This is a genomic window from Chitinophaga sp. 10T418, from assembly GCF_056394125.1.
The window spans coordinates 265,565-289,106 of sequence record NZ_JBFTHG010000007.1 but is presented as its reverse complement, the minus strand read 5'-3'; the positions used below and the strand labels follow the sequence as shown (position 1 = coordinate 289,106).

At 44.7% G+C, this 23,542-nt stretch carries 16 protein-coding genes; 7 read left to right on the top strand and 9 right to left on the bottom strand.

Going from position 1 to position 23,542, the window contains the following annotated elements; genetic code table 11:
• Positions 1-3 precede the first annotated feature (3 nt).
• A complete protein-coding gene (locus AC1DCV_RS22005; RefSeq protein WP_477025173.1) occupies positions 4-1,482 on the top strand; it encodes a TlpA family protein disulfide reductase in 1,479 nt (492 codons plus the stop codon).
• 119 nt (positions 1,483-1,601) lie between these two features.
• On the opposite strand, the gene AC1DCV_RS22000 is transcribed toward AC1DCV_RS22005, so the two are convergent.
• The gene (locus tag AC1DCV_RS22000; RefSeq protein WP_477025172.1) at positions 1,602-3,449 is read right to left on the bottom strand and encodes an ABC transporter ATP-binding protein; all 1,848 of its coding nucleotides are present in this window, start codon (positions 3,447-3,449) and stop codon (positions 1,602-1,604) included.
• A gap of 384 nt (positions 3,450-3,833) precedes the next feature.
• Between AC1DCV_RS22000 and AC1DCV_RS21995 the strand changes: the two genes are divergently transcribed.
• The 3 genes from AC1DCV_RS21995 (at position 3,834) to AC1DCV_RS21985 (ending at position 8,934) form a co-directional block, all read left to right on the top strand.
• A complete protein-coding gene (locus AC1DCV_RS21995; protein WP_477025171.1) occupies positions 3,834-5,300 on the top strand; it encodes a serine hydrolase domain-containing protein in 1,467 nt (488 codons plus the stop codon).
• Positions 5,301-5,382: 82 nt separating this feature from the next.
• Positions 5,383-6,594: a glycosyltransferase family 87 protein gene (locus AC1DCV_RS21990; RefSeq protein WP_477025170.1), complete on the top strand. Its 1,212-nt coding sequence runs from the start codon at positions 5,383-5,385 to the stop codon at positions 6,592-6,594.
• A gap of 63 nt (positions 6,595-6,657) precedes the next feature.
• Positions 6,658-8,934: a GH92 family glycosyl hydrolase gene (locus AC1DCV_RS21985; protein WP_477025169.1), complete on the top strand. Its 2,277-nt coding sequence runs from the start codon at positions 6,658-6,660 to the stop codon at positions 8,932-8,934.
• A gap of 113 nt (positions 8,935-9,047) precedes the next feature.
• Here the strand turns inward: AC1DCV_RS21985 and AC1DCV_RS21980 are convergent, their stop codons facing one another.
• The 3 genes from AC1DCV_RS21980 to AC1DCV_RS21970 form a co-directional block, all read right to left on the bottom strand.
• Entirely contained in the window at positions 9,048-10,136 is a 1,089-nt protein-coding gene (locus tag AC1DCV_RS21980; RefSeq protein WP_477025168.1) for a family 10 glycosylhydrolase, read from the bottom strand.
• Positions 10,137-10,152: 16 nt separating this feature from the next.
• A complete protein-coding gene (locus AC1DCV_RS21975) occupies positions 10,153-11,271 on the bottom strand; it encodes a carbohydrate-binding family 9-like protein (RefSeq protein ID WP_477025167.1) in 1,119 nt (372 codons plus the stop codon).
• Positions 11,272-11,434: 163 nt separating this feature from the next.
• Complete coding sequence (locus tag AC1DCV_RS21970; RefSeq protein ID WP_477025166.1) at positions 11,435-13,483, bottom strand: M13 family metallopeptidase; 2,049 nt, start codon at positions 13,481-13,483, stop codon at positions 11,435-11,437.
• A gap of 152 nt (positions 13,484-13,635) precedes the next feature.
• Here AC1DCV_RS21970 and AC1DCV_RS21965 point away from each other — a divergent pair, with 152 nt between their 5' ends.
• The 3 genes from AC1DCV_RS21965 to AC1DCV_RS21955 all read left to right on the top strand — a co-directional run bounded on the left by AC1DCV_RS21965 (position 13,636) and on the right by AC1DCV_RS21955 (position 15,488).
• Positions 13,636-14,820, top strand: a complete 1,185-nt coding sequence (locus AC1DCV_RS21965) for a DUF5009 domain-containing protein (protein WP_477025165.1) — start codon at positions 13,636-13,638, stop codon at positions 14,818-14,820.
• Between the two features lie 155 nt (positions 14,821-14,975).
• A complete protein-coding gene (locus tag AC1DCV_RS21960; protein WP_133807026.1) occupies positions 14,976-15,233 on the top strand; it encodes a hypothetical protein in 258 nt (85 codons plus the stop codon).
• A gap of 6 nt (positions 15,234-15,239) precedes the next feature.
• Entirely contained in the window at positions 15,240-15,488 is a 249-nt protein-coding gene (locus AC1DCV_RS21955) for a hypothetical protein (protein ID WP_133807025.1), read from the top strand.
• Positions 15,489-15,521: 33 nt separating this feature from the next.
• Here the strand turns inward: AC1DCV_RS21955 and AC1DCV_RS21950 are convergent, their stop codons facing one another.
• The 5 genes from AC1DCV_RS21950 to AC1DCV_RS21930 are packed head-to-tail and all read right to left on the bottom strand — an operon-like array spanning position 15,522 to position 23,483.
• On the bottom strand, positions 15,522-17,414 hold the full coding sequence (locus AC1DCV_RS21950) for a monovalent cation:proton antiporter-2 (CPA2) family protein (protein ID WP_477025164.1): 1,893 nt from the start codon (positions 17,412-17,414) through the stop codon (positions 15,522-15,524).
• A 1-nt stretch (position 17,415) separates the two neighbouring features.
• Positions 17,416-18,021 (bottom strand): NAD(P)H-dependent oxidoreductase, encoded by a 606-nt coding sequence (locus AC1DCV_RS21945; protein ID WP_477025163.1) that lies wholly within the window; start codon positions 18,019-18,021, stop codon positions 17,416-17,418.
• Between the two features lie 49 nt (positions 18,022-18,070).
• Complete coding sequence (locus tag AC1DCV_RS21940) at positions 18,071-19,921, bottom strand: chloride channel protein (RefSeq protein ID WP_477025162.1); 1,851 nt, start codon at positions 19,919-19,921, stop codon at positions 18,071-18,073.
• Between the two features lie 16 nt (positions 19,922-19,937).
• Positions 19,938-20,858 (bottom strand): transglutaminase domain-containing protein, encoded by a 921-nt coding sequence (locus tag AC1DCV_RS21935; RefSeq protein ID WP_477025161.1) that lies wholly within the window; start codon positions 20,856-20,858, stop codon positions 19,938-19,940.
• Between the two features lie 21 nt (positions 20,859-20,879).
• On the bottom strand, positions 20,880-23,483 hold the full coding sequence (locus AC1DCV_RS21930) for an NACHT domain-containing protein (protein ID WP_477025160.1): 2,604 nt from the start codon (positions 23,481-23,483) through the stop codon (positions 20,880-20,882).
• Between the last annotated feature and the right edge of the window lie 59 nt (positions 23,484-23,542).

The following is a 23,542-nucleotide window of genomic DNA, read 5'->3' as shown; positions in this document are numbered from 1 at the left end:
ATCATGCGCGTGATCATCGTTTTTCTCATAGCATTGATTACCTCATCGGTAGTAAATGCGCAACAAAAGGTAGATAAATCTGTCAGAAGTAGTCTTACTTTAACAGCCTTTCACAAAAAAGGAAAATTCCGGATCGAACAATTATCGACTGCAAAGAATGCGGTGTTGCGTAAAGCACCCCCAGCGGCAATGCTGCCATTAGATAGCCTGGGTCATATTACCTGGACAACAGATATCAGTGAACCGGTTATTATTAATTTATTAATGATCGGCGAATCTGCTATGGCTTCGCAAAAAGTTTATCTGAAACCGGGTGACTCTTTAAGCCTCGTATTTAATGATCAGGATACTACAGTACATGACATAATGATGGATACGCTGCACTCTCATGCGGGTACACTCAACAATGCACTGGCCTGGTATGAGTATACTACCGGTGCTTACGGAAAATCCATGTCGGATAGTTTTGATGCTAAACAGGCGTCTCAGCCTTTCCTGGAACAACAGCTAAGGGCAATGGATAATGCATATGCCAAGGCACAACAGATCGCCGGTAATAATAATTATCTGAAGGCATTGCATGCTTTCAACATGATCAATAACCGTTACTATTGCTGGTGGTATTACGATGAAAATAACATTGTACCTGTGATCCCGGCATCGTTGATAGGTGCGGCATATGATGATAAAGCCTTTGAGCTGCTGAACCAGCCTGTTTTTACAACATATATTCTTTCGGGAGAGGTGAAAGCGGGGTTCTTTTTTGTATACGACTGGATGCTCAAGCAACGATTTAAAAAAGAGCGTGCTGCTATTACAAATGATAGCGCTAAAATTGCTTTCCTCGGAAAAAAAGCATTGCAGTTAAGTACTTATGCTCCCTTCAAAGAACTGGTGCAATACTGGTATGTAAAGGATGTGTATTTTCCCTATGTGCAAAAAAGTCATTCCAGTTCAGAACTGACCGTTGCCCGCAAACTGGCTGCTGATGCCGCCCTGCCGGTGAAAGATACAGCCCTCCAGAATCGTTTGCAACAACTGATTGTGACCATGGGTAATGTGTTACCAGGTGCGCCCGGTCTTAATTTCGCCCTGGAAGATCATAAAGGCAAAATCTGGCATTTCAATGACCTCAAAGGAAAAGTAGTATATATCGATGTGTGGACAACCTGGTGTGGCCCTTGCCGGATGGAAGCACCACTCTTTGAGAAAATGGCAGCCGACTACGCAGGTAAAGAAGTAGTGTTTTTAGGTATTTCGGCAGATAGACCTAAAGATAAAGCTACCTGGATAGAAATGGCCGGCCACAAACAAACCTTGCAACTGTATTCCGGCGAAAAAACAGCCTTTATGCAGTATTACCAGGTTCCCGGCTACCCTACTTTTCTGCTCTTCGATAAAGAAGGAAAAGTAGTCACTGCCAATGCACCAAGACCCAGTTCAGAAGAGATCCTGAAGGCTGCTATAAATAAACTTTTATAAGCAGTTGAAAGGGGTATAGCAGACACACCTGCGTTCTGCCTGAAAGGGGGATTACCTCTTCTTTCCGCCATAGGTTTTCTTAAGAGGGGGCTGTCTCAGGATAAGGAGATGGCCTCTTCTTATTTATACCCTGCGGCCTGCAATTCAAATAACTCTGCATAGCGTCCTTTCTTTGCCAGCAACTGTTCGTGACTGCCTATCTCTACTAACGCGCCCTTTTCGAGTACCAGTATACGATTGGCCATGCGTACAGTAGAAAACCGATGCGATATCAATACGGCCGTTTTATCCCTGGTGAGATCTGCAAAACGTAGGAACACATTGTATTCTGCCCGCGCATCCAGCGCGGAAGTGGGCTCATCTAATATCAACAACTGGGCATCTTTCATGTAAGCCCGCGCCAGTGCTATCTTCTGCCACTCACCACCGGAAAGTTCTATGCCCTGGTTGAAGCGACGTCCAAGCATCTGCTCATATCCCAGTGGCATTTTTTCTATAAGCGGATAAGCCAGACTCTGTTTAGCCGCATCTTCAATCATTGGCTGGTTGCTGCTTTGCGCTATATTACCTACTGCAATATTTTGTGATACCGTCATCTGGTAACGCTGAAAATCCTGGAATATAACGCCTACCTGTGTACGTAATTCTTTCAGATCATATTCCCGTAAGTCCACACCATCTAATAAAATCCGACCTTCCACAGGATCGTATAAACGAGAGAGTAGCTTTACCAGCGTGGTTTTCCCGGCTCCATTCTCTCCTACCAGTGCCAGCTTTTCACCGGCATGCAACGTGAAGTTCAAATGACGGATGGCCCATTTATCAGAGTTGATATATTTAAAACCTACATCTTCAAAAGTAAATCCCTGTTGTATTGGTTTTGGAAAGGTACGCGGATGAATAGGCGCCACCATCTTAGGCTGTATCTCAAAATATTCAAACAGATCGCGCAGGTATAAAGCGCCCTGTGTAACAGAGGAAAAGCGGATGAGTATCCCCTGGAAGGTTGATCGTAGCTGCCGGAATGATCCTGCCAGGAAAGCCAGGTCACCAATGCTGAGATGCCCGCTGATGGTTTGCATAATAATGATCACATAGGCAGCATAGTAGCCGCCAGCACCTAATACGGCAAACGCGGTTCCCCAGACAGACTCCCTTACCTGCAGCACTTTTTTATCAGTATAAAACTTATCGGAGATTGCCCGGAACCGGTTGATCAGGAAATTAGAAAGATCAAATACTTTCACCTCTTTCGCCGTTTCGTCGCTGGCGCCGAGGTAGCGGATATAGTCCAGCTCGCGCCTGTCGGAAGTTTGCCCCCAGGCTAATTTATAATACAGATCATTGAAATGCGACTCATTTAAAAACGCCGGTATCACGGCAAGCAGCAACAATAATATCAGCCATGGATTAAATAACACTAACCCTGCTGCCAGGAAAACAATAGTAATCATGTCCTGGACCTGGCTTAATACCTGCGCCAGCAGCACTGTTCGCCCGGAAGTTTGTTGACGCGCACGCTCCAGCTTATCATAAAATTCCGCATCTTCAAACTGGTCAAGATCCAGTGTGGCGGCATGTTCCATGATTTTCACGGAAGTATGGTTGGCGAAAAGATCGCCGAGTAATCCATCCAGCAGCGAAATCGCGCGACTCAACGCATCTGAAATAATCGCCAGCGCAAACTCAAACGCCACCAGTTGCCAAAGCCAGGTGCTGGAATGATGTGAATCTTTATTTAACTGTACTACCTGGTCTATGATTAGTTTACCTACATAAAGTAAGGATAATGGCATGGCGGATTGCGCCACTCTAAGTACACTGTTGGCTATCGTAAGACCAGGACTCGTTTGCCATACCATGCGGAAGAATGCCGGTAGGTTGCGTAACGCTGCCAGGCGTTCTTTAAAGGTTAATTTTTCGTCCTTGCCGGAACGTTTTTTTCTAGGGCTTCCCATTGCGCTCATGCAAGTAATTTACGAAAATTGTTTCTCCAAACCTGAAAGCCGCGCACTGGTTTAGAGAGAGCGACTGTATTCGATTTCTACTTTCCGGTGTTTGTCTGATTATTTATCTCTTGTAAGGGGTTATTTTTCCAGGCCATCATATGCTTTTACTACCTGGAGTTTATCAGCTTGCTAAGTTTTTTCTTTACATTTGAGTTCATGTGAAAAAATCGGGTTTGCTATGATTTTATTAATAATTTCTCTTGTAATCTTGTGTAGTGTGGTGTTTGCGGGCGTTGTATATGCTATTAATGAGCAATCAAAACAATGGGCGAAGTCGGAAAATTAATACTGCAATTATACTGCAGCCACGAATACTAATTTAAGCCCAATCAATATGCTGCTATGCTGAAGTCTTTCCTGCCATGCGTTTTGCTGGCGTTAACCCTCCATGTTGCTGCACAAGACAATCATAAAATGGAGCAGGTGGAAAATAACCTGAAGCCCTGGTTTCAGCCGGAAAGTGCATCTGCCATGGGTTTTAACATCTATGACCGCATGAAGGCATATAACATACCTTCTGTTTCTATTGCGGTCATCGACAACGGAAAAATTTCCTGGGCAAAAGCATATGGCCTGGCAGATGTGGCGGAAAATAAACCAGCTACTACTCAAACCATTTACCAGGCTGCATCTATCAGTAAACCTGTAAATGCCGCTGGGGTAATGAAACTGGTAGAAGCTAACAAATTGTCATTGGATAAAGATATCCGGGGCTATCTCAAAACCTGGAAATTTCCCGATAACCAGTTTTCAAATAATCAAGCCATCACCCTCCGGAACCTGATGAGTCATACAGCCGGATTAAATGTGCATGGCTTTGGTGGGTATGAAGCTGGCACTCCCCTGCCGGATATTAACCAGATCCTTAATGGGGAAGCTCCTGCCAATAGCCCTAAAGTAGCTCCTATATATAAACCCGGCGAAAGAGTGGAATACTCAGGTGGCGGCACTACCATTATCAGGAAAATCATTGAAGATAATATCGATAAAGATTACGCGGGTTTGTATCAGAAGATGGTACTAACACCGTTGCATATGACGCATAGTACCTTTGTACAACCATTGCCGCCAGCCCTGGCTGTAAATGCCGCCACGGCCTATAAAGAAGATGGAACGCCGCTGAAAGGCAAATATCATGTGTATCCCGAAGTAGCACCAGATGGCCTCTGGACAACCCCTTCGGATCTTGCTACCTTCGCCATTGGCATACAGCAGTCGCTGGACAGCAGCAAACATAGCTTCCTCCGGTCAGCTACAGTACGAACGATGTTAACGCCCGTTACGCCGCAGGAAAATAATGCCCTCGGTTTTTTTATTGAGACTACGGATACGGAAAAATTCTTTCAGCATAGTGGAGGCAACGAAGGATTCAGATGCATGTTGTTTGCCGGCGAAACAAACCATCAGGGAGTAGCGGTGATGATCAATTCGGACAACGGCGGCATTTTAAGGGAAATTGTAAATGCAGTGGCAGAAGTGTACGGCTGGAAGAACTTCTACAAACCGGTCATCAAAAAGATCATCACCCCTGCCGCTGACAGCCTCCAGGCGTACACCGGCAAATACCTCATCAAAAACCAGGATATGAACCTGTATCTGGAATTTGTTGTACAAAACGGTCTTCCCGGTCTGATCCGCTCAGATAGAAAGGTCTGGGAGCAACTTTATTTCACAGATGAAAGCAATGCTTTCCTGCTTTCAGAACAGTTTAATTTCCGGTTTACCCGCAATGCCAGCGGCCAGATAGCCCATATCGTCGTTTCAAATGGCAATGTCAGCATGACCGCGCAGAGAGTAACTGCAGAATAATTAAGGCAACAGTAGAGGGATGTGCATTTCTGATGCGTCATACCTGCGTACTGTAGCTTATTATTATTTAGCAATTATTGATATGCGTGAAAAAAGGAATGTGCTGACTTATCTGGCGGAAAAGGAATGGCTAATCATGTCTTTGTGGTTCGGACTGGCCTTCCTGGGCGCTGCCATGGAGATATCCAGGGGTAATATTAATAATTTTCTCATATTTAAGAACGTATTTTTCCACCTCATTCATCAGCAACCTTTATACATTCAATACCCCGCCGAATATTATGATGTAAACCTGTATGGCCCGGTATTCAGTATCATGATTGCCCCATTTGCCGGTCTGGATACTCACCTCGGAGCCATGTTATGGGCAATGACTGGTGCTGCCGCACTTTTTTACGCAATCCGCCAGTTACCTCTTACCCGCATGCAGCAAAACATCATCCTGCTGTTATGTACCCAGGAGCTCATGGGTGCCAGTGGATGGTTCCAGCTAAATCAGTTTATAGGCGCTTTCATTATACTTACTTTTACTAATACGATCAAAGGAAAAGAGTTGTGGGCCACTTTCTTCATCGTATTAGGTACGCTTACCAAATTTTATGGCATCGTAGGACTGGCATTTTTCTTTTTCAGTCCTAATCCCAGACGCTTTATCGGAGGGCTAATCCTGTGGAGCGCGGTAATGTTTGCCTTGCCAATGGCTATTTCCTCTCCTCAGTATATCATCAATTGCTACTTCGAGTGGTATGCTGCACTGGTCCACAAAAATGCCCTGAACGTAGGTGACAACGCTATCTTCCAGGATATTTCAGCCGGCGGGTTTATCAAAAGAGTGTTTCATATTCCCTGGTTAAACAGCCTGGTAGTACTGATTCCGGCAGTGATTTTATTTGGGTTGCAGTATACACAACTGAAATATCGCTACAACTCCCGTTACCGTTTATATATTTTATGCTCTACTTTAATGTTCCCTGTACTCTTTAGCAGTAGCTCGGAATCGCCTACCTACATCATTGCCATACCAGCCATCTGCATCTGGTATGTGATGCAGCCAGCAACCAGGTGGAATAATATATTTATCTTTTTTGCCATCTTGTTTGTGAGCTTCTCACATTCAGACCTGGTAACTCCCTGGGTAAGAAAAAATCTGGCAGTACCTTATGCCCTGAAAGCCTTGCCCTGCCTGGTGCTATGGTTAATGATCGCATATGAGATCTATACCCGCAAATTTTTGTTGAAAAAAGATCATGCTCCCGCGCCTGTACAGGAATTGGAGGCCATCACCCATTTATAAAAAAATTAACTAAAAAAGTAATAATCAGGCCGTAAATTGCCAGATTATTAAAGGTTTTTGATTATGAACACGGGATTCAAGATAGGTGGCGCATTCGCGTTATCTGCAATGCTGTTTCACAGCATACAGGCAGATGCTCAGAAAAAAGAAACATTTGTTGAAAGTAAATCAGTCGCCTCAGTAGATCCATATATTGGCTCCGGTGGACATGGACACGTATTCCTGGGGGCCAGCGTACCTTATGGCGCTGTACAAACAGGTCCTACCAATATTGTGAAGGGTTGGGATTGGTGCTCCGGTTATCACTATTCAGACAGTGTATTAATAGGCTTCTCTCAGATGCACCTCAGCGGCACCGGTATTGGTGACCTGGGTGATGTACTCGTAATGCCTTATACCGGCAAGGTGAGAACTAACAGAGGTACACAGGAAGATCCTACTTCAGGATACGGCTCCCACTACTCTCACAACCGCGAAACAGCCCGTCCCGGATATTACTCCGTTCAGCTGGACGACTACAACATCAAAGCAGAATTAACGGCATCAGAAAGAGTTGCTTTACATAGATATACTTTCCCGAAAGATCAACCAGCTAACATCATCATCGACCTGAAAGAAGGTATCGGCTGGGATGCTCCGGTAGAAACATTTATCCGTCAGGTAGATGAATATACGCTTGAAGGTTACCGCTACTCCAAAGGCTGGGCAGAAGACCAACGCCTCTGGTTTGCTATCAAGTCATCTGTACCGGTAAAACAATTCCTGGTATTTGATGGAGATACCAAACAATCAGGCAATTCTGTAAAGTCAAAAGCGGCCAAGGGTGTTATCTCCTTTGATAAATCTCCCGGCCAGGTAATGTTAAAAGTGGGTATCTCTCCGGTAAGCAGCGAAAATGCACTCGCTAATATCAAGGCAGAAATTCCAGGCTGGGACTTCACCAAAACAGTGAACACCGCCAATGCCAAATGGGATAAAGAACTCTCTAAAGTAAAAATTGAAACGAAAGACGATGCTGCACGCCGTGTGTTTTACACAGCCATGTATCATACTATGATTGATCCCGCTTTATTCAACGATCATGATGGTAGCTACCGCGGTACAGATAAAAAAGTATATTCTAATCCCGGATTCGATAACTACTCCGTATTCTCTTTATGGGATATCTATCGTTCCTGCGCGCCTTTGAGCACCATCCTGCATCCTGAAAAGGTAAACAGCTTTGTGAACTCTATGCTCGCTATCTACAAACAACAGGGCAAGTTACCGGTATGGCACCTGATGGGTAATGAAACCAATTGTATGGTAGGTTATCATGCAGTACCTCCTATCGTTGATGCCTATCTGAAGGGTTTTACCGGCTTCAATGCAGAAGATGCATTTGCTGCCATGAAAGCTTCTTCTACCCGCGATGACCTGGGTGTGAAATACGTAAAAGAGTTAGGATATATCCCTGCCGACAAGGAATATGAATCCGTTTCTAAAGCAATGGAATATGCGATCGATGACTGGTGCATCGCCGCTATGGCCAAGAAGTTAGGTAAAACTACCGACTACGAATACTATAAAAAACGTGCGGGCTACTATAAAAACTATTTCGATAGCACCATCCGCTTTGTTCGTCCGCGTATGAGCGATGGCAGCTTCAAAACACCTTACGATCCATTCAACTCCATTCATGAAAAAGGCGACTTCACCGAAGGTAATGGCTGGCAGTATACCTGGCTGGTACCACAGGATGTAGAAGGTCTCATTAACGTCATGGGTGGCGATGATGCTTTCACCCGTAAGCTCGATAGTCTCTTTACTGCTAAAGGTGATATGGGTGCAGAAGCCTCCAGTGATATCTCTGGCCTCATTGGTATGTATGCACACGGTAATGAGCCTAGTCACCACGTTACCTATATGTACGCTTTCTCCGGCTACCAATGGAAAACCGCTGAAAAAGTAAGACAGGTAATGAAAGACTTCTACTTCGATAAACCGGAAGGATTGGCCGGTAACGAAGATTGCGGTGCGATGTCTTCCTGGTATGTATTCTCTTCCCTGGGATTCTACCCTGAAAACCCTGCCAGTGGCGTTTACGTATTAGGCAGCCCGTTGTTTGATAAAGCTACCATCAATGTAGGTGCAGGCAAAACTTTCACGGTACAGGCAATCGGTAATAGTCCGGAAAACATTTATATCCAGAGTGTAACCCTCAATGGAAAGCCTTACAGCAAAAGCTTTATCACGCATCAGGATGTAGTGAAGGGCGGTACCATGGTGGTTAAAATGGGTAACAAACCTAACTACGACTTTGGTAAAGCAGCAGCAAACAGACCACAGAATACATTGTAGTCAACAGGGAATATGTTCCCGGTGATATATAAAAAATTAGCGAAGACGGGTACCTTTTTCAGTATCGATCTTCGCTAATTTTTTATGAGATGGCCTTAAAATAAGGACAAAGCTTATGCGCTCTCTCCCAGTATCCGCAGCACTTCCGGCGTCACTTCTCCGAAAATGGAAACACCCGCAGCGCCATTCTGCACAGCTAATCTAACCGCTTCCGCCAACTCAGTGTAGTTGCCGTGGAAGTCTGGTAAATAAAGGCCGGCATACAGCGGGAATGCACCATGTAAACCTTTCACACCTTCTGCTACCGCATCTCCTATCCAGCTTACATTCTCCCGGTAAAATCCATGATATATCATCGGACATATAGCATTCAAAGGCCAGTTGGTCCAGTCCTGCCGTACAATACGTTTGGCAATTTCCGGTGTAGGAAATACCGCTGCGGAAATAGGTTTTTTATGTTGTCTGGCTACCTGCGCCAGGTTACTTACCACGTTGGTAATACGATCGTAACGAAACTTACGCCAGGAAGGGCTTTGGTCCGGATGCTCCATCTGCAGTGGATCTACGCCGCTCTTTTCTTTATATGCATTGCGGCACTGATCGCAGTAGCAGAAATCATATTCCGGTAATTCTTTCGACTGATCAATACCGTAATTACTCCACAGGTTCACTGGTAGTATCACATCGCAGTAGCGCACATAGTCCAGGTGAATGCCATCTACATAATCCAGGCTAAGGATCTTTTCTACCTGGTTTTTCAGATAGTTAACTACTTCCGGTTTGCTGGGACACAGCCAGCGGTAGTAATCTACATAAGGTGGATGATCAGCACAGGATTCCCCTTTACGGTTCTTAGCGTACCATTCAGGATGACTGGTCAGCAATTCTTTCTCGCCGCGGTTCATAGTCCACATCCAGCGGTGCGCTTTGATACCATTCGCTTTCGCTGTTTTGAAATGCAATGGACTGTCGGCTTCAAACATGATATCCGTAATTCCTGCCTTTCTGTAAGCAGCATATCTTTGCTGCAATACAGCAGCGGTATCTTTATGATCGGGATTGATCCACACGCGGTGCTGCACTGCCGTTTTCTCCAGTCTGGGCGCCTTTTTAGTGGCTGCCGCAGCGCTTCCAGGTAACAAGGGAGCTGTTAACGCCAGTCCTCCAACACCTAATGATTTAATAAAAAGACGTTTATCCATATCCGTTATTTTCTGTTTATTTTCTATTACTTCCAATTCTTCCTTCCTGGTTAATACTCATAGTACCAGGAAAATTGCTGCCGGTAACGCTGGCGGTAAACTGGGAAGTAATTCCTTCCATCGTGAAGTTATATACCTGGCCGTTGGCGGCGGTTTCTTTTGCGGGCAGCTTCAATGCTTCCAGGCTGCTGGCATATTTGCCATTGCTGTATTTGTATGCCTGTTGCGCATAATAAATATGCCACAGGTAAGCTTTGACATCTTCTGATGCTGGTAGCTGGAAATTAGCTTGTGCTTGGGTGGTAAACAACAGGTAGCCCCATCTTTCCGGCGCATGCATATTTATGATGTCCTGTGGCGACCATACCCAGTTGTTTTCAGGCTTTTGCTGCTTCACATATTCACCGTTCTTTATGTCGGTATCCCATTCTACCCTTGAAAAATTAATCCGCCATAGGCTGTTATCTGTGGGCTTTTGGTTACTGCCAAAAAAGCTGAGTGCACTAAATGGAATGGCCATTTCCACCGTCCATTCTTTGTCGGTGTCCTTTGCATTATTAAGTGTGCCGTTTACGTGTACGGCGGTGCGAATACCCTTGGTATCCCAGTTCAGCAGGGCTTCACCACCATTCCGGTAAGGTTTGCCCATATACAGGTCCATCACCGTATTCAGGGCATTGATTTCTATTTCATAATACTGATGTGTATCTCCATCAGGATCTATAAATACTTCAAAATCATTGTCATGGAAAATGATTGCATCGTGGTCGCGTAGTGTCGCCCATATATGCGGTTCCTGCAGCTCGGCGGCAACATAGAGGTACTTGTCATCCCACACCATCTTCACCCTGGTACGCAGCCGTGGTGTCGGTTTAGCCTTACCTTCAATGTCCTCGAAATCTTCTGTCCAGTTAACCTGTTTCCATGCTGCTTCATCCAGCTTGCCATCAATTGCCACACCCCCTTTTGCCTGGTAGCAGATGTAATGCTTCGGTGTTCCGGTGAAGGGCTTAAAGGCATCAGAGAAGGTTTGAGCGGAACTACGATCTCCCGTTAAAAGTATTCCTAACAGCATACAACCCACGCTGGTAAACAATTTGATGGTCCGCTTAACGCAACTGCTTTCATTTTTCATCTTAAACACACTATTGAATGGCCCCTAATTTACGATAGGATTCCGGTTATTTTACCGGCGTAAGGGACGGATGGAAAACTTTTTTAAAAAAAATAAAAAGGGCGAAGGCAAAGCAGTAATAGTTACCGCTTTGCCTTCGCCCATCAATATTTAAAGGAAATAGTTACCAGATCCGTACTCTCGTACTATCTGCTCTGTACATCCCATCTCCTGGCTTAAGACCATACACTTCATAGAATGCATCTACATCACTAAATGGCCCATTCACCCTGAATTTAGCAGGAGAATGCACATCGGTGAGCACTTGTTTCGCCAATGCTTCTTTTTTAGTGTGGCCTAACCATCCCAGTGCATAACCCATAAAGTAGCGCTGTGACGGGGTATAGCCGGCAATTTTCTCGTTTTTCTTGAACTGTGCTGTTTTCTTGAAAGCTTCCCATCCAAGCAGTATACCGCCAAGGTCGGCAATATTTTCACCGAGTGTGGCTTTACCGTTGATGCGTAAAGTGTCCACTACTACGTACCCATTGAATTGTTTCACCATCACAGCTGCACGATCATTGAATTTCTTTTCATCATCTTTTGTCCACCAGCTTTTCAGGTTACCGGCGGCATCAAATTGGCGGCCTTCATCATCAAAGCCATGGGTGATTTCGTGGCCAATGGTGGAAGCACCTGCATATCCGTATACTACGGCGTCATCCAGTTCCTCATCGCGCTTACCTGGAACCGTGAAGATACCTGCAGGCAATACAATTTCATTGTTGCTGGGGTTGTAGTAGGCATTGTACGTTTGTGGTGTCATATCCCACTCGGTGCGGTCTACTGGTTTGCCCAGTTTATTGATCTGGTATGCTAACCACCATTGACGTGCAGCTTGCATATTCTCATAGTAGGATTGTTCTTTGATATCCATCGCAGAAAAATCCTTCCACTTGTCAGGGTAGCCCACTTTCTTCGTGATCTTAGAAAGTTTGTATAATGCTTTTTGCTTGGTACTATCACTCATCCACTCCAGGTGTTCGATACGTGTTTTCAGTTCTGCACGAATTTCTTCTACCAGGTTTTCATATCTTTTTTTAGCAGTTGCATTAAAGAACTCCTTTGCAAAAAGTTGTCCCAATGCTTCGCCTATAGCACCTTCTTCAGCATCCAGTACACGCTTCCAGCGGGGTTTCTGTTTATCCTGTCCTCTCATCAGCGTACCATAAAAGGCGAAGTCGGTGTTGGCAATTGTGTCGCTCAACATCTCGGAGGACCTGTTGATCAGGTTCCACTTCAGATAATTTTTCCAGGTGTCAAGTGGTTGCGACTTAAGAGCATTACTTAAAGCCGTATAGAATTCAGGTTGGCCAACAATAACGGTATCTGCAAATTTGTTGATGCCCTGTTGCTTGATGAAATCTACCCAATCAACGCTGCCGGCAATTTTATTCAGGTCGGTCACCGCCATTTTGTGGTAGTTAGCTTCAGGATCACGCAGCGCTTCCAGTTTACGACTGGATTTAGCCAGTATCGTTTCCAGTGCTATTACGCCGGTAGCAGCCTTTTTAGCAGCAGTGCTGTCAAGACCGGTAAATTGCAGCATTTTTGCCACATGCGCCGGATAAGCGTTTCTTATTTTGGTAGTGCGTTCATCTGTATTGAAATAGTAATCACGGTTAGGTAAGCCTAAGCCACCCTGTGTAAACTGCACAATGATTAACTCACTGTTTTTTGCATCCTGTCCTATAGATAGGTCACACATAACACCGGTTTGGTTGTGCTGTTTGGAAGCCAGTTGTACGAGTTGTTGCATATTCGTAACTGCATCAATGGCCTTCAGCCCTTCTTCAATAGGTTTGATTCCATCTGCATTGATTTTTACGGAGTCCATTCCGCTTTTCCAGAAGGCCGCTATCTTTTTAGAAGTAGCATCTGTAGGACTTTCTACCGCTTTTTCATTGATGGTGCGGAGACGTTTGTACAGTTCTTCCTGCACCAGGTTACCTATTCCCCAGGAGCTATATTCTGGTGGAATGGGATTACGTTTTATCCAACCGCCATTGGCATAATCAAAAAAGTCTTGGGCGGGATTAACAGTACTGTCTACGTTAGCGGCTACGGCATCGGGAGTGGCTTCGGTAGTGTCGGCACTTTTTGTTCCCTGGTTGCAGGCTACGAAACAAGCCATACTGGCTATGCCTGCCCCGGTGAGGATAAATTTCATCATAAGCTGTAGAGAATTTTGTTGTCGGGAGAAAGGTAATTATTTTTTATCAACCTCTTTATTAAAAAGGGCTTAATGGTAGCAGGATAATTTGAAGTAAAAGATCGTTTAATGTTGTATTTTGTTAAGAAGTCAACTGCTTACCCATTACACTTATGATCAATAAATTGAAGTCCGGCCGTATTTTATCTATCGATGCATTTCGCGGCATCACTATTCTTGTCATGATTTTCGTTAATAGTGTAGCCGGTGTAAGCGGTATCCCTTCCTGGATGCAGCATGCGCATGGTAATGAAGACCGGATGACTTTTGTGGATGTAGTATTTCCGGCGTTTCTTTTTATTGTAGGGATGTCTGTTCCTTTTGCTATCAACAGCCGCTTAGCGAAAGGTGATTCTTTCTGGAAATTACAACAACATATTGCGTGGCGTACATTAGGGTTATTGGTCCTGGGTGTTTTCATGGTGAATGCGGAAGAAGTAAATGCAGCGGCAACAGGTATGAATGGCGCGTTGTGGGCGTTGTTATTTTATGCCTGTGTAATACTGGTTTGGAATGTATATACGTTTAAGCAGCCATGGATTAGCTGGTGCGGGAAAGGTATAGGCCTGGCAGGATTAATTATACTGGGTATCATATATCGCGGCGGTGATGGTAGCGAACGATTAAGTCCACAGTGGTGGGGTATTCTGGGTCTGATAGGATGGGCTTACCTGTATGCATGTATTATTTATCAGTTGTTCAGAGGTAACGCTGGTGGCATTATGCTGATGATAGCTGTTTGTATTGGGTATTATGCTTTATGTCAACGTCCGTTTATACAAAATAGTGGCTGGAGCTGGCTGGCCACACAACAAGGTAATGCAGCGCATACAGCTATTGTGTTGTGCGGTATGGTGCTGACCTTGTTTTATTTTGATGAAGAGCTGGGCTTAACCGGTAGTAAATTATTTGCGCGGGTCACTGGTTTTTTGATCATTATTTTAATTGCTGCCTGGCGTTTACGGCCGGCTTATAAAATATCCAAGATTCACGCTACGCCTAGTTGGTGCCTGTATAGCGCCGCTATTTGTGTAGCTGTATTTTCCTTTTTATATTTTTTGATAGATGTAAAACATATCAGTAAATGGACTGCCTTTTTCCGTCCTGCCGGATCTAATCCACTACTCACTTATATACTGCCGGACATTGTTTTCTACGGCATGCTGCTGGCTGGTATCGCCTTACCTGGTGTATTGGGAGAAGGATGGCCAGGTATGGCCTGGTGCGCCTTTTTCGCAGTAGCCATGCTTTTTGTAGTAAAAGGTTTAAACAAGCTGGGAATTCGTTTGCAACTGTAACAATCTTACCCAATACACCGTTTTAACGCTCGTAATGTAGAAATATATCTACGTGAAATACATCTGGATACCCGTGTATCACGTAGATATGACATGGCATTTCGTTTGCCGCTGTCACTACGGATACAAGATTTTTTGTCCCAAAAAAGTTCCCCATGAAAAAAATCGCGGTAGTATTGGTGTTAGCAGGAGTGATTTTAGCTATCTTAGCGCAGTACGCCTACATCAATGACTGGGTGTGGTTTAAAGTATTCCATACACTCGGATTTATAGGCTACATATTTATTATCAGCGGTCTTGCTTATTTTTCCTTGTGGTTAATTCATCTGTTTTCCCGTGATGAAAAAAACAGGATAAAACGCTACTATCATCGCCATAGAGGGGATGCAGCAGCCAATACTGCACAACGGTAACAGCATATGTCAGATATTTTCACACTCAAGTTTGAATACAAAGGTCATCCGCACATCCTGGAAGTGCAGACAGCACATCAGCAATATAAAACAGTATATAAGGTAGCCATCGAAGAGCACGAAATTGTTTACGAACCTGATGAAGAAGGTTTTGTACGCGCCATCTCCAGCAAGCCGATGCATGATCATTTAAATGCAGTAGATGTGGGATTATTACACCGGGTAGCCGAACTCATTGTAGAACATATTCAGTAACACATTGCGCAGGAGGCGCAAATGGACAAACCATTACGCCTCCTCTCTTTTTTCTCCCCTGATTTCATCGCGTAAAGATTCAGGATCCCAGCCCTGTCCTTCATCCAGCCAGGTTTTTACGCGATCAGAAGAAATGAGTTTTTCCATTTCATCAATACGCTCTTTCATGGAATTGATATACTGCTTTTTATCATCGCGTAAGGCCGACAAGCCCTTTAATGTCCGCTCATCCTGCCGGAAAAAAGTACGGGCAGCCCGTTCACTCCGATAGGCCCGATTCCCCAACATACGGAGAGCATCTACGCCTACCCGCAGGGAAGTATCTACCGTTTCGCGATAGATGTGCAGCACGCCCAGATCCATCAACTCAAAAGTGTCTTCGTTATTTTCGGCCCTCACCAATAATTGCAGATGCGGGAAATACCGCTGCGCGATCTTCACGATGTCACGGGTTTGCTCCGGATGATCCGTGGCAATGATCAGCATTTTAGCATCCTTGGCACCTGCTGCTGCCAGCAGATCATAACGGGAGGCATCTCCATAATATACTTTAATGCCCAGGTTATGCAATGCATCTACGCGGTCAGAATCCAGGTCCAGGATGGTAGCATTGATGCCATTGGCACGTAGGAAACGCCCTGTCATACTTCCAAAGCGGCCAAATCCTGCTATAATCACCGGGTTCTTTTCATTGATTTCATCCGCTTCCCGTTCTGCGCTTACCTCCGATCTTGTGAAATAAGGCTGTATCACTTTTTCATACAACAACATAATCAGCGGCGTGAGCGCCATACTAATGGCCACCACGGCTGTCATCATTGCGGTCATCTCCGTACTCATCAGGTGCGTTTGTGAGGTGAACGACAACAGCACAAAGGCAAATTCTCCGATGTCTGCCAGCGCAAAGGCAAACAACAGGTTTTGGTCAATATTCAGTTTGAATATTCTGCCCAGTATCAGCAATACTATTCCCTTTAATGCCATGATACCCGCTACCAGACCAAAGATCAGCCAGGGCTGCGTCATGATTAACCTGAAATCTATAGAAGCGCCCACGGCAATAAAAAATAGGCCCAGCAATAAACCTTTAAATGGTTCAATATCACTTTCCAGCTCGTGCCGGTATTCACTATTGGCCAGCACTACTCCTCCTAAAAAGGCTCCCAGCGCAGAACTCAGCCCCACGAGATTCATCAGTACGGCGATACCAACTACCATCAGTAAAGCAGTAGCAGTAAATAGCTCGCGCACCCGTGTACGGGCTATAATCCGCATCAGCGGTCGCACCAGGTATCTGCCGGCAATAATGATGATAGCAACGGCTCCCAGCACTACCAGCGTTTGTCCCCAGCCTGGTAGGTTCTCCCGGAGTGAAGGCGAATGAGCCGTGGTATCTGCAGCGGCATTGCCTGCCAGTAAAGGAAAGACGGCCAGCATCGGAATCACGGCAATATCCTGGAACAGCAATACCGAGAAAGCACTTTGTCCGGCAGCGGTCCCCATCCACCCTTTCTCATTCAGTGTTTGTAGTACTATCGCCGTGGAAGACAGCGATAAGATCATGCCCAACGCCAACGACGTATTCAGTGGTTGTCCTATCAGAAAGGCAATACCTGCTATCGCGGCCGCACTCAATATCACCTGTAATCCACCCAGACCCAGAATCGATGCCCGCAATCGCCATAACAGCGCCGGCTCCAGCTCAATACCAATCAGAAACAGCATCATCACTACACCGAATTCCGCGAAATGCATAATGTCTTCTCCTTCTCTTCCTATAAAACCAAGTAAAGAAGGACCTATGATAATACCCGCTATCAGGTAGCCCAATACTGCTCCCAGGCCCATTTTCTTGGCAAGAGGCACAAATACAATGGCTGCCGCCAGGTATACCATCGACTGAAATAGTAAGGAATGTTGATCCATATTAACGGGTTTGTGCGGGAAGTTGAAGTATTTGATTCAGGTAATTCAGTCCGGGTAATGGGGCCAGGTCAATTTTTTTATCACTTAACCGCTCCAGCACCCGCCCCAGTTCTTCGGCATCTTCTTTTATATCGGAAAGATCCTGTCGATGTACGCCATAAATTACAAATGGCGCCACATATTGCATATTACACAACTTCGCTGTTTGTGAAAATGGTAACAGGAAATCATGTATCGTATGACCATGATGCCCATCCGGATGATACGATTGTTCAGATCCACCGGCACTGATGATGTTGCCAAAATACTTTCCCTGCAATGCTTTGCCGGTATGGCCATAGGCCCATCCATGCTCCAGTACAAGGTCTATCCATTGTTTTACAATGGCAGGTGCACTATACCAGTAAAAAGGATGCTGCATCAATATAATATCATGCTGTTCCAGCAACTTTTGCTCACGGGCTACATTTATATCCAGGTCAGGGTATTGCTCGTACAGATCATTAAAAGTAACACCCGGTATATTTTTAATAATACGCAGCAACTGAGTATGCACCCTGGATTTCTCCAGCGCAGGATGTGCAAAATTTATCAGAACTCTGGCCATTGAGTAGTTGAGTATTTTAGAATAAAAATAGACCATCTGCAGGAACAAATTATCCTTCAGAATATTCCTGTAATAATAACCGGTATTTATTGAGAACACTGGATTTGGAAATAAAGCCAATCAGTCGCTTATCCTGCACCACCGGCAGGTTCCACGCGTTAACTTCATCAAATTTTTTGATCACCTGGTTGATATTATCTTTTAAATTAACCACCGCAGGAGGTGCCTGCATCAGCTTCTTAACGGTAACAGTATCATACAGTTCCGGACTAAACATAATGGGCCGGATGTCATCCAGCGTAATAATGCCTTCAAACAATTGTTGGTGATTGATCACTGCAATAATATTACGACTACCCTCTTTTACCAGTTCAATCACCTGCCGCAGGGTTGCGTCAATGTTAATGAGTTGTATGTCTGTTTCTACCAGGTCGTCCATTTTCAGGAGTAGCAGTATGTTTTTGTCGTGTTCCCTGGTAAATACTTTACCGTCTTTTGCCAGTTCTTTTATTTCTGGTGAGATGGGAGAAAACCACTTTGCCATCAAAAATGAGATCGTGGAAACAATCATCAGCGGAATAAACAGGTCATATCCTGAGCTGGATTCAGCGATCAGGAAGATGGCGGTAAGTGGAGCATACATTACTCCTGCCATCACACCGGCCATACCCACAATCACCAGGTTGGTAACCGGGATGTTCGCAAGTCCCATCTGCTGACATACCATCGCATAAAAAAATCCGAGGAAACCACCTGCAAATAGTGATGGCGCAAAGTTTCCGCCATTACCACCACTTTGTATGGTGACAGATGCAGCCAGCGCTTTCAATAAACATACACAACCGGTGAACACCAGCAACATCCAGCTTTGTATGGGCAGATACCGGAAAAAACTGTTTTGCAAAATGGCTTCACCATTACCGGAAGCCAGGGATTTTACACTGGTATAACCTTCTCCGAATAAAGGTGGTAAGGCTACACAAAGCGCCGATACCAGCACTCCGCCCAATATAGCCCGCTGCAGGGCTGTCCACTTCAGGCGATGAAAGAAATGTTCTATTTTTTGTGAGATGACCACATAATAGCGGGCATAAAAGCCACTGAGAATGCCCAGGGCTATATAATAAGGTACGTTGTGATAATTGAAGGCTACACGGGATTCAAAATGAAACAAGGCTTCTTCCTGTAAAATAATCTTCGACAGCAGGCTGCCACAAACCGCTGCTACTATCAGTGGCATGAAATCCGAAAACACTACGCCTGTTAATAATATTTCAAAGGCAAACATCATCCCGGCTATCGGCGCATTAAAGGCCGCCGCTATACCCGCTGTGGCGCCCGCAGCCAGTAACAGGGTACGTTCTTTATAACTAAGCTTATAAGTACGTGCATAGTTAGAACCCAGGGCAGCACCGGTTACAGCAATCGGACTCTCCAATCCCGCAGATCCACCCAGCCCCACCGTAATGGCACTTTGCAGTATCTGGGAATACATTTTTACCGGCGGAATAAGACTGGAGTTCTGTGCTATTTCGTGTAATATGGCGGGGATCCCTTTTCGTGATTGTCCTTTGAAAAACCAGATCACCATCAGCGTGGTCAACACAATTCCCAGGAAAGGGAATACCATATAAAAAATGATCTGTGTACTGAAATGAACTTTGTAGGTGATAACATAATGTATATAATGGACCAGGCTTTTCAAAATCACTCCCGCCAAACCAGCACTACATCCCACTATTATACCGGAAAGCAGGAGAAATTGCTGCCGGTTCATCTTGCTGTGTAACCAATGTAGAATCAGCTCATAGCTTTTGGCACTCTTTAAACTATACTGTTCGAAGTCCTTTTTAAATCGAAAAAAGCTATGATACTTCCGGAGGCGGGTAAATTGACTCATGTGGCAAATTTAAGGATCAGAGCTCAATCAGTGCATAAACTTTATCGTTCATGTATGGTCCACCCGGATGGCGGGCAGTATAATCCAGGTTAATCCAATACTCCCCTTTCAGTTCGTGATAATATATTTCGGTCACCATGGGCTTAGGGAAAAGCGTGATGATGGCTTGCTTCATGATTTCAAAATCTTCGCGGTCGCCGCAGTAGAGTTCCGGATAGGCATGTCCTTTCACCAGCACAATACGGCAACGGGCACCGATAGACTGTAAACAGGAGGTCATTAATATGGAGTGGTCATCGCAGTCTCCGCCTAAGCCATTTTCTATGGTTTCCTGTGGTGTGGCAAAATATTCATCACGCCGGGAGTCGAGTACATATTTAAAGTGGCTGTTGATATAACGAAACAGGGAAAGGAACCGGGTTACTTTCCCATATTTATAAAAGTATTGGTCATAATAATCCAGGGAATGTTTTACGGAGAAATTACGGACTACGGAATCCTGGAAGTTGATTTTTTCCCGCATGCCTCTGACCGTTTTATCGCGGTAACTCTCTACCCTTCTGGGGTAAAGACTGAGGATATCGAGCTGCTTGCTGTCTTTGGCGCCAAGGTTTCCCTGCACCATCCCCTTATAGTCGTTGATGACATTGTTGAAAGTATAGCGGTCGGTATATTTATTAAATACCATCACACCACAAACCAATAAAAACACAGGAATAATAAGTGGTCTGAATATCCAGCGAAAGAGGAATACCACAAAAAAGCTCAGGACTACAGATACCAGCAGGTCCACATGCCAACCATTGGCTACCAGCGGTGGAACAAAGCGGTTGATGTAGGGGGCCAGGAGTAATAAAGTCAACAGGCTCAATAAATTGAGCAGTAACAACTGTCCCCTCGTGTATTTGCTTTCGTCAATGGCCATTATGCTACGCAATAAAGCAAAATTATGCCATAATCACCTAGCAAAATTCGAAACTGCTTGTTTAAAGGAGGTGCTTTTTCTGATGAGCTCTATTTGCTGTACGGTATCATTTTTCTGTTTATCCATCTGCAGTTGCTGATAGATCTTATTCAACAAACCAAAATTCATCAGTGCCAGTACTTTGAAATCCAGTTTTTGTGCATTTTCCACAGCTGTTTCAGCAGTACGGATGGCCTTATTGAATTCATGTTCATTAAAATAAACACCGGCATACAATAGTTTCTGGACAGATTCGAGGTACTTGCCACCGAAATAGTCAGCGGAGTATTTTTTAATGACCTGGTCGGTATGTCTGCAAATACGTGCAGCAGATGCCGTTTGGCCCAGTCCCAGGTAGGCCTGTGCCTGCCAGCAGAGCAGCATCAGACGTAGTGAATCTGTTTTGCGATGTTGTAAAGAAGGGTATGTTTCAAATATACGGGTGGTAAAACTGAGGAGATGTTCGTTGTCTTCCAGCAGGGTAAATACAATGCCCATATTCCGGAACACAATTTCCTGTGGTTCTGAAATTGGTTTTTTTCCACCGTTGGTACCAGTCCAGTAACGGAAATAATTGTAGATCTTTTCCCTGATATCTTCATTCACTATACCAAACTTGAGAAATTCGTAAATGAATAGTTGTATTTCATAAGGTGTCACCCACAGTTCATCTTCAAATTCATCCGCAGCATATATCTTTTTAATATTATTAAGCTCTACTTCACATTGCTCTGCATCCAGTTGCAGCAGGGCCATGGTGAAAAGTTTGCTCCGGATTTTAAGTTTATMTTCCCGGGCTTCCGCCAGTCCCAGCAGCGCCGTTAGCACCTTCCGTTTTCTGAAATGAATAAATTCATCACTGATAAAAGGGCCAATCGGATTCTTTTTAAAGAAGCCTGCCGGGAAGATAGATTTCAGTTCTCCCTGGTTATTACCATCATGCTGATAGTGTAGTACAAGGTATTCCAGCAGATGTGATTTTTCTATATTGGATAATGGTAAATGCAACATTTTGATGATGCCATCTATCTGCGCGTGGTTGATGGCATAGCGCAACAGCCATCTGAATACGCCAATACGATAGGGCGATTGCGGCAAATGATCCAGTATTGCCATAAGCAGCCCTTCATTGATTTCCTGGCCATTCTGTTTCAGGTAATGCATGGCCACAAAATATTCGAGCAACATGGTATGGGCGAAGCGCACCTTCACATTGAACATGATTTCCTGGCTCAGATTTTCTTCCACCAATATATTATCTGCCAGTAATTCTTTATAGGCAGGAAATAGTTCAGCGTTTTGGGTGAGCAGCAGGTTTTTGTCTGTATAGATCCCGGTTCTGCCAAGATCTAACAGGGTCAGTAATTTCTCAATGATTTTTATTTTGAAAGAATTGCTTTGCGAGTTGAACACCCGGTTTTGAATGAATCGCGAAACAATTTCGAATAAACTGAGGTGTTCATCTACAAATGTCTGATCAGGACCGCTGTTTAACTGGCAGAACAACTGCAGATAATATGGATACCTTAATTTCTGCAGAAAATTTTCAGAGAATAACCGTACTGTTGAGGGATCAAACTGATGGTTATATAATATGGACTTTACTTCCTGCTCCGTTAACCGGGGCATATTTATATTGGTTTCCTCGTCCATTTCGGCGCCGAGGTACCAGTAACGCCGGAAGGCGGGGTACTGCTGGGAGTGCTGGAATATTTCCGCCCAGGTACTGCTCCGGATAGAAAGGATCACTTTCACCCATGGGTACAGATCGTTGGAGTATACGAAGTCTTCCAGTTTGGAATATAGCAAACGGAGTTTTTCACCAGCTACTGCAATTTCATCGAATCCGTCTATTATTAATATAAGGCGTCCTCCTTTTTTGTCGAAGTGACTGGAGAAGTATTCCCGGAAGTTTTCTCCGTTGCCCAGGTTCATCTGGTTGTCCAGCCAGGTGGAGAGTGAAAATCCTTTGAGTAACAGGCTACCGGCGGCATGTGCATGAATAAACCAGCAAACGTCTCTTTTATATCGGGCTTCTTTCCCAAACCAGCAATGTTCTGCCAGGTGTACGAGTGCCAGTGACTTACCCCAGCCGGAAGGTGCAATTAAAGCGGTGGCCGCATAATCGCTTTCCAGGAACTTTTCGATATGTGCATTGCAGAATGGCCGGTGTACAGTGTACGGATAGGCTATGCCAGAGCGGTTTTTGAGGGTGAGGATGGTGTAATGGGAAACAGCATCCGCCTTGCTTTTTAAGTCAAGCCATTTTGTGGTGTCAAATACCGGAACGGTAGCAGTTTCAGTAGCAGAAGCCGGCTCATTGTTGAGCATCCTGTAATGATGTTGCTGAAAATCTTCCCAGTCTTTATACTGGCAGTATTGCGAAAGTGTATTTAAGGTATATCTGGAGAAGCTGTGTTGAGCCACAGCAAAACCAAACACCCTTTTGAGCGTAGTTTCGCTCACCAGTTTCGTGGTGTCATCCAATATGGACTGAGAGAGATGTTTGCAATCTCCTGGTAGTATGACTTCAACACCGAACCTGCGCAAAACTTCATTCTGCAAGGTGACGATAAAGTCATAGGATAGATCAATCATAGGGGACAATAAAATGGATTTTCGAATTGTCGGTACTTGTTTAAGTACGTATGCTATTT

Coding starts and splice junctions, on each gene's coding strand:
- AC1DCV_RS22005 (WP_477025173.1), top strand. CDS start 4: ATGCGCGTGATCATCGTTTTTCTCATAGCATTGATTACCTCATCGGTA.
- AC1DCV_RS22000 (WP_477025172.1), bottom strand. CDS start 3,449: ATGAGCGCAATGGGAAGCCCTAGAAAAAAACGTTCCGGCAAGGACGAA.
- AC1DCV_RS21995 (WP_477025171.1), top strand. CDS start 3,834: ATGCTGAAGTCTTTCCTGCCATGCGTTTTGCTGGCGTTAACCCTCCAT.
- AC1DCV_RS21990 (WP_477025170.1), top strand. CDS start 5,383: ATGCGTGAAAAAAGGAATGTGCTGACTTATCTGGCGGAAAAGGAATGG.
- AC1DCV_RS21985 (WP_477025169.1), top strand. CDS start 6,658: ATGAACACGGGATTCAAGATAGGTGGCGCATTCGCGTTATCTGCAATG.
- AC1DCV_RS21980 (WP_477025168.1), bottom strand. CDS start 10,136: ATGGATAAACGTCTTTTTATTAAATCATTAGGTGTTGGAGGACTGGCG.
- AC1DCV_RS21975 (WP_477025167.1), bottom strand. CDS start 11,271: ATGAAAAATGAAAGCAGTTGCGTTAAGCGGACCATCAAATTGTTTACC.
- AC1DCV_RS21970 (WP_477025166.1), bottom strand. CDS start 13,483: ATGATGAAATTTATCCTCACCGGGGCAGGCATAGCCAGTATGGCTTGT.
- AC1DCV_RS21965 (WP_477025165.1), top strand. CDS start 13,636: ATGATCAATAAATTGAAGTCCGGCCGTATTTTATCTATCGATGCATTT.
- AC1DCV_RS21960 (WP_133807026.1), top strand. CDS start 14,976: ATGAAAAAAATCGCGGTAGTATTGGTGTTAGCAGGAGTGATTTTAGCT.
- AC1DCV_RS21955 (WP_133807025.1), top strand. CDS start 15,240: ATGTCAGATATTTTCACACTCAAGTTTGAATACAAAGGTCATCCGCAC.
- AC1DCV_RS21950 (WP_477025164.1), bottom strand. CDS start 17,414: ATGGATCAACATTCCTTACTATTTCAGTCGATGGTATACCTGGCGGCA.
- AC1DCV_RS21945 (WP_477025163.1), bottom strand. CDS start 18,021: ATGGCCAGAGTTCTGATAAATTTTGCACATCCTGCGCTGGAGAAATCC.
- AC1DCV_RS21940 (WP_477025162.1), bottom strand. CDS start 19,921: ATGAGTCAATTTACCCGCCTCCGGAAGTATCATAGCTTTTTTCGATTT.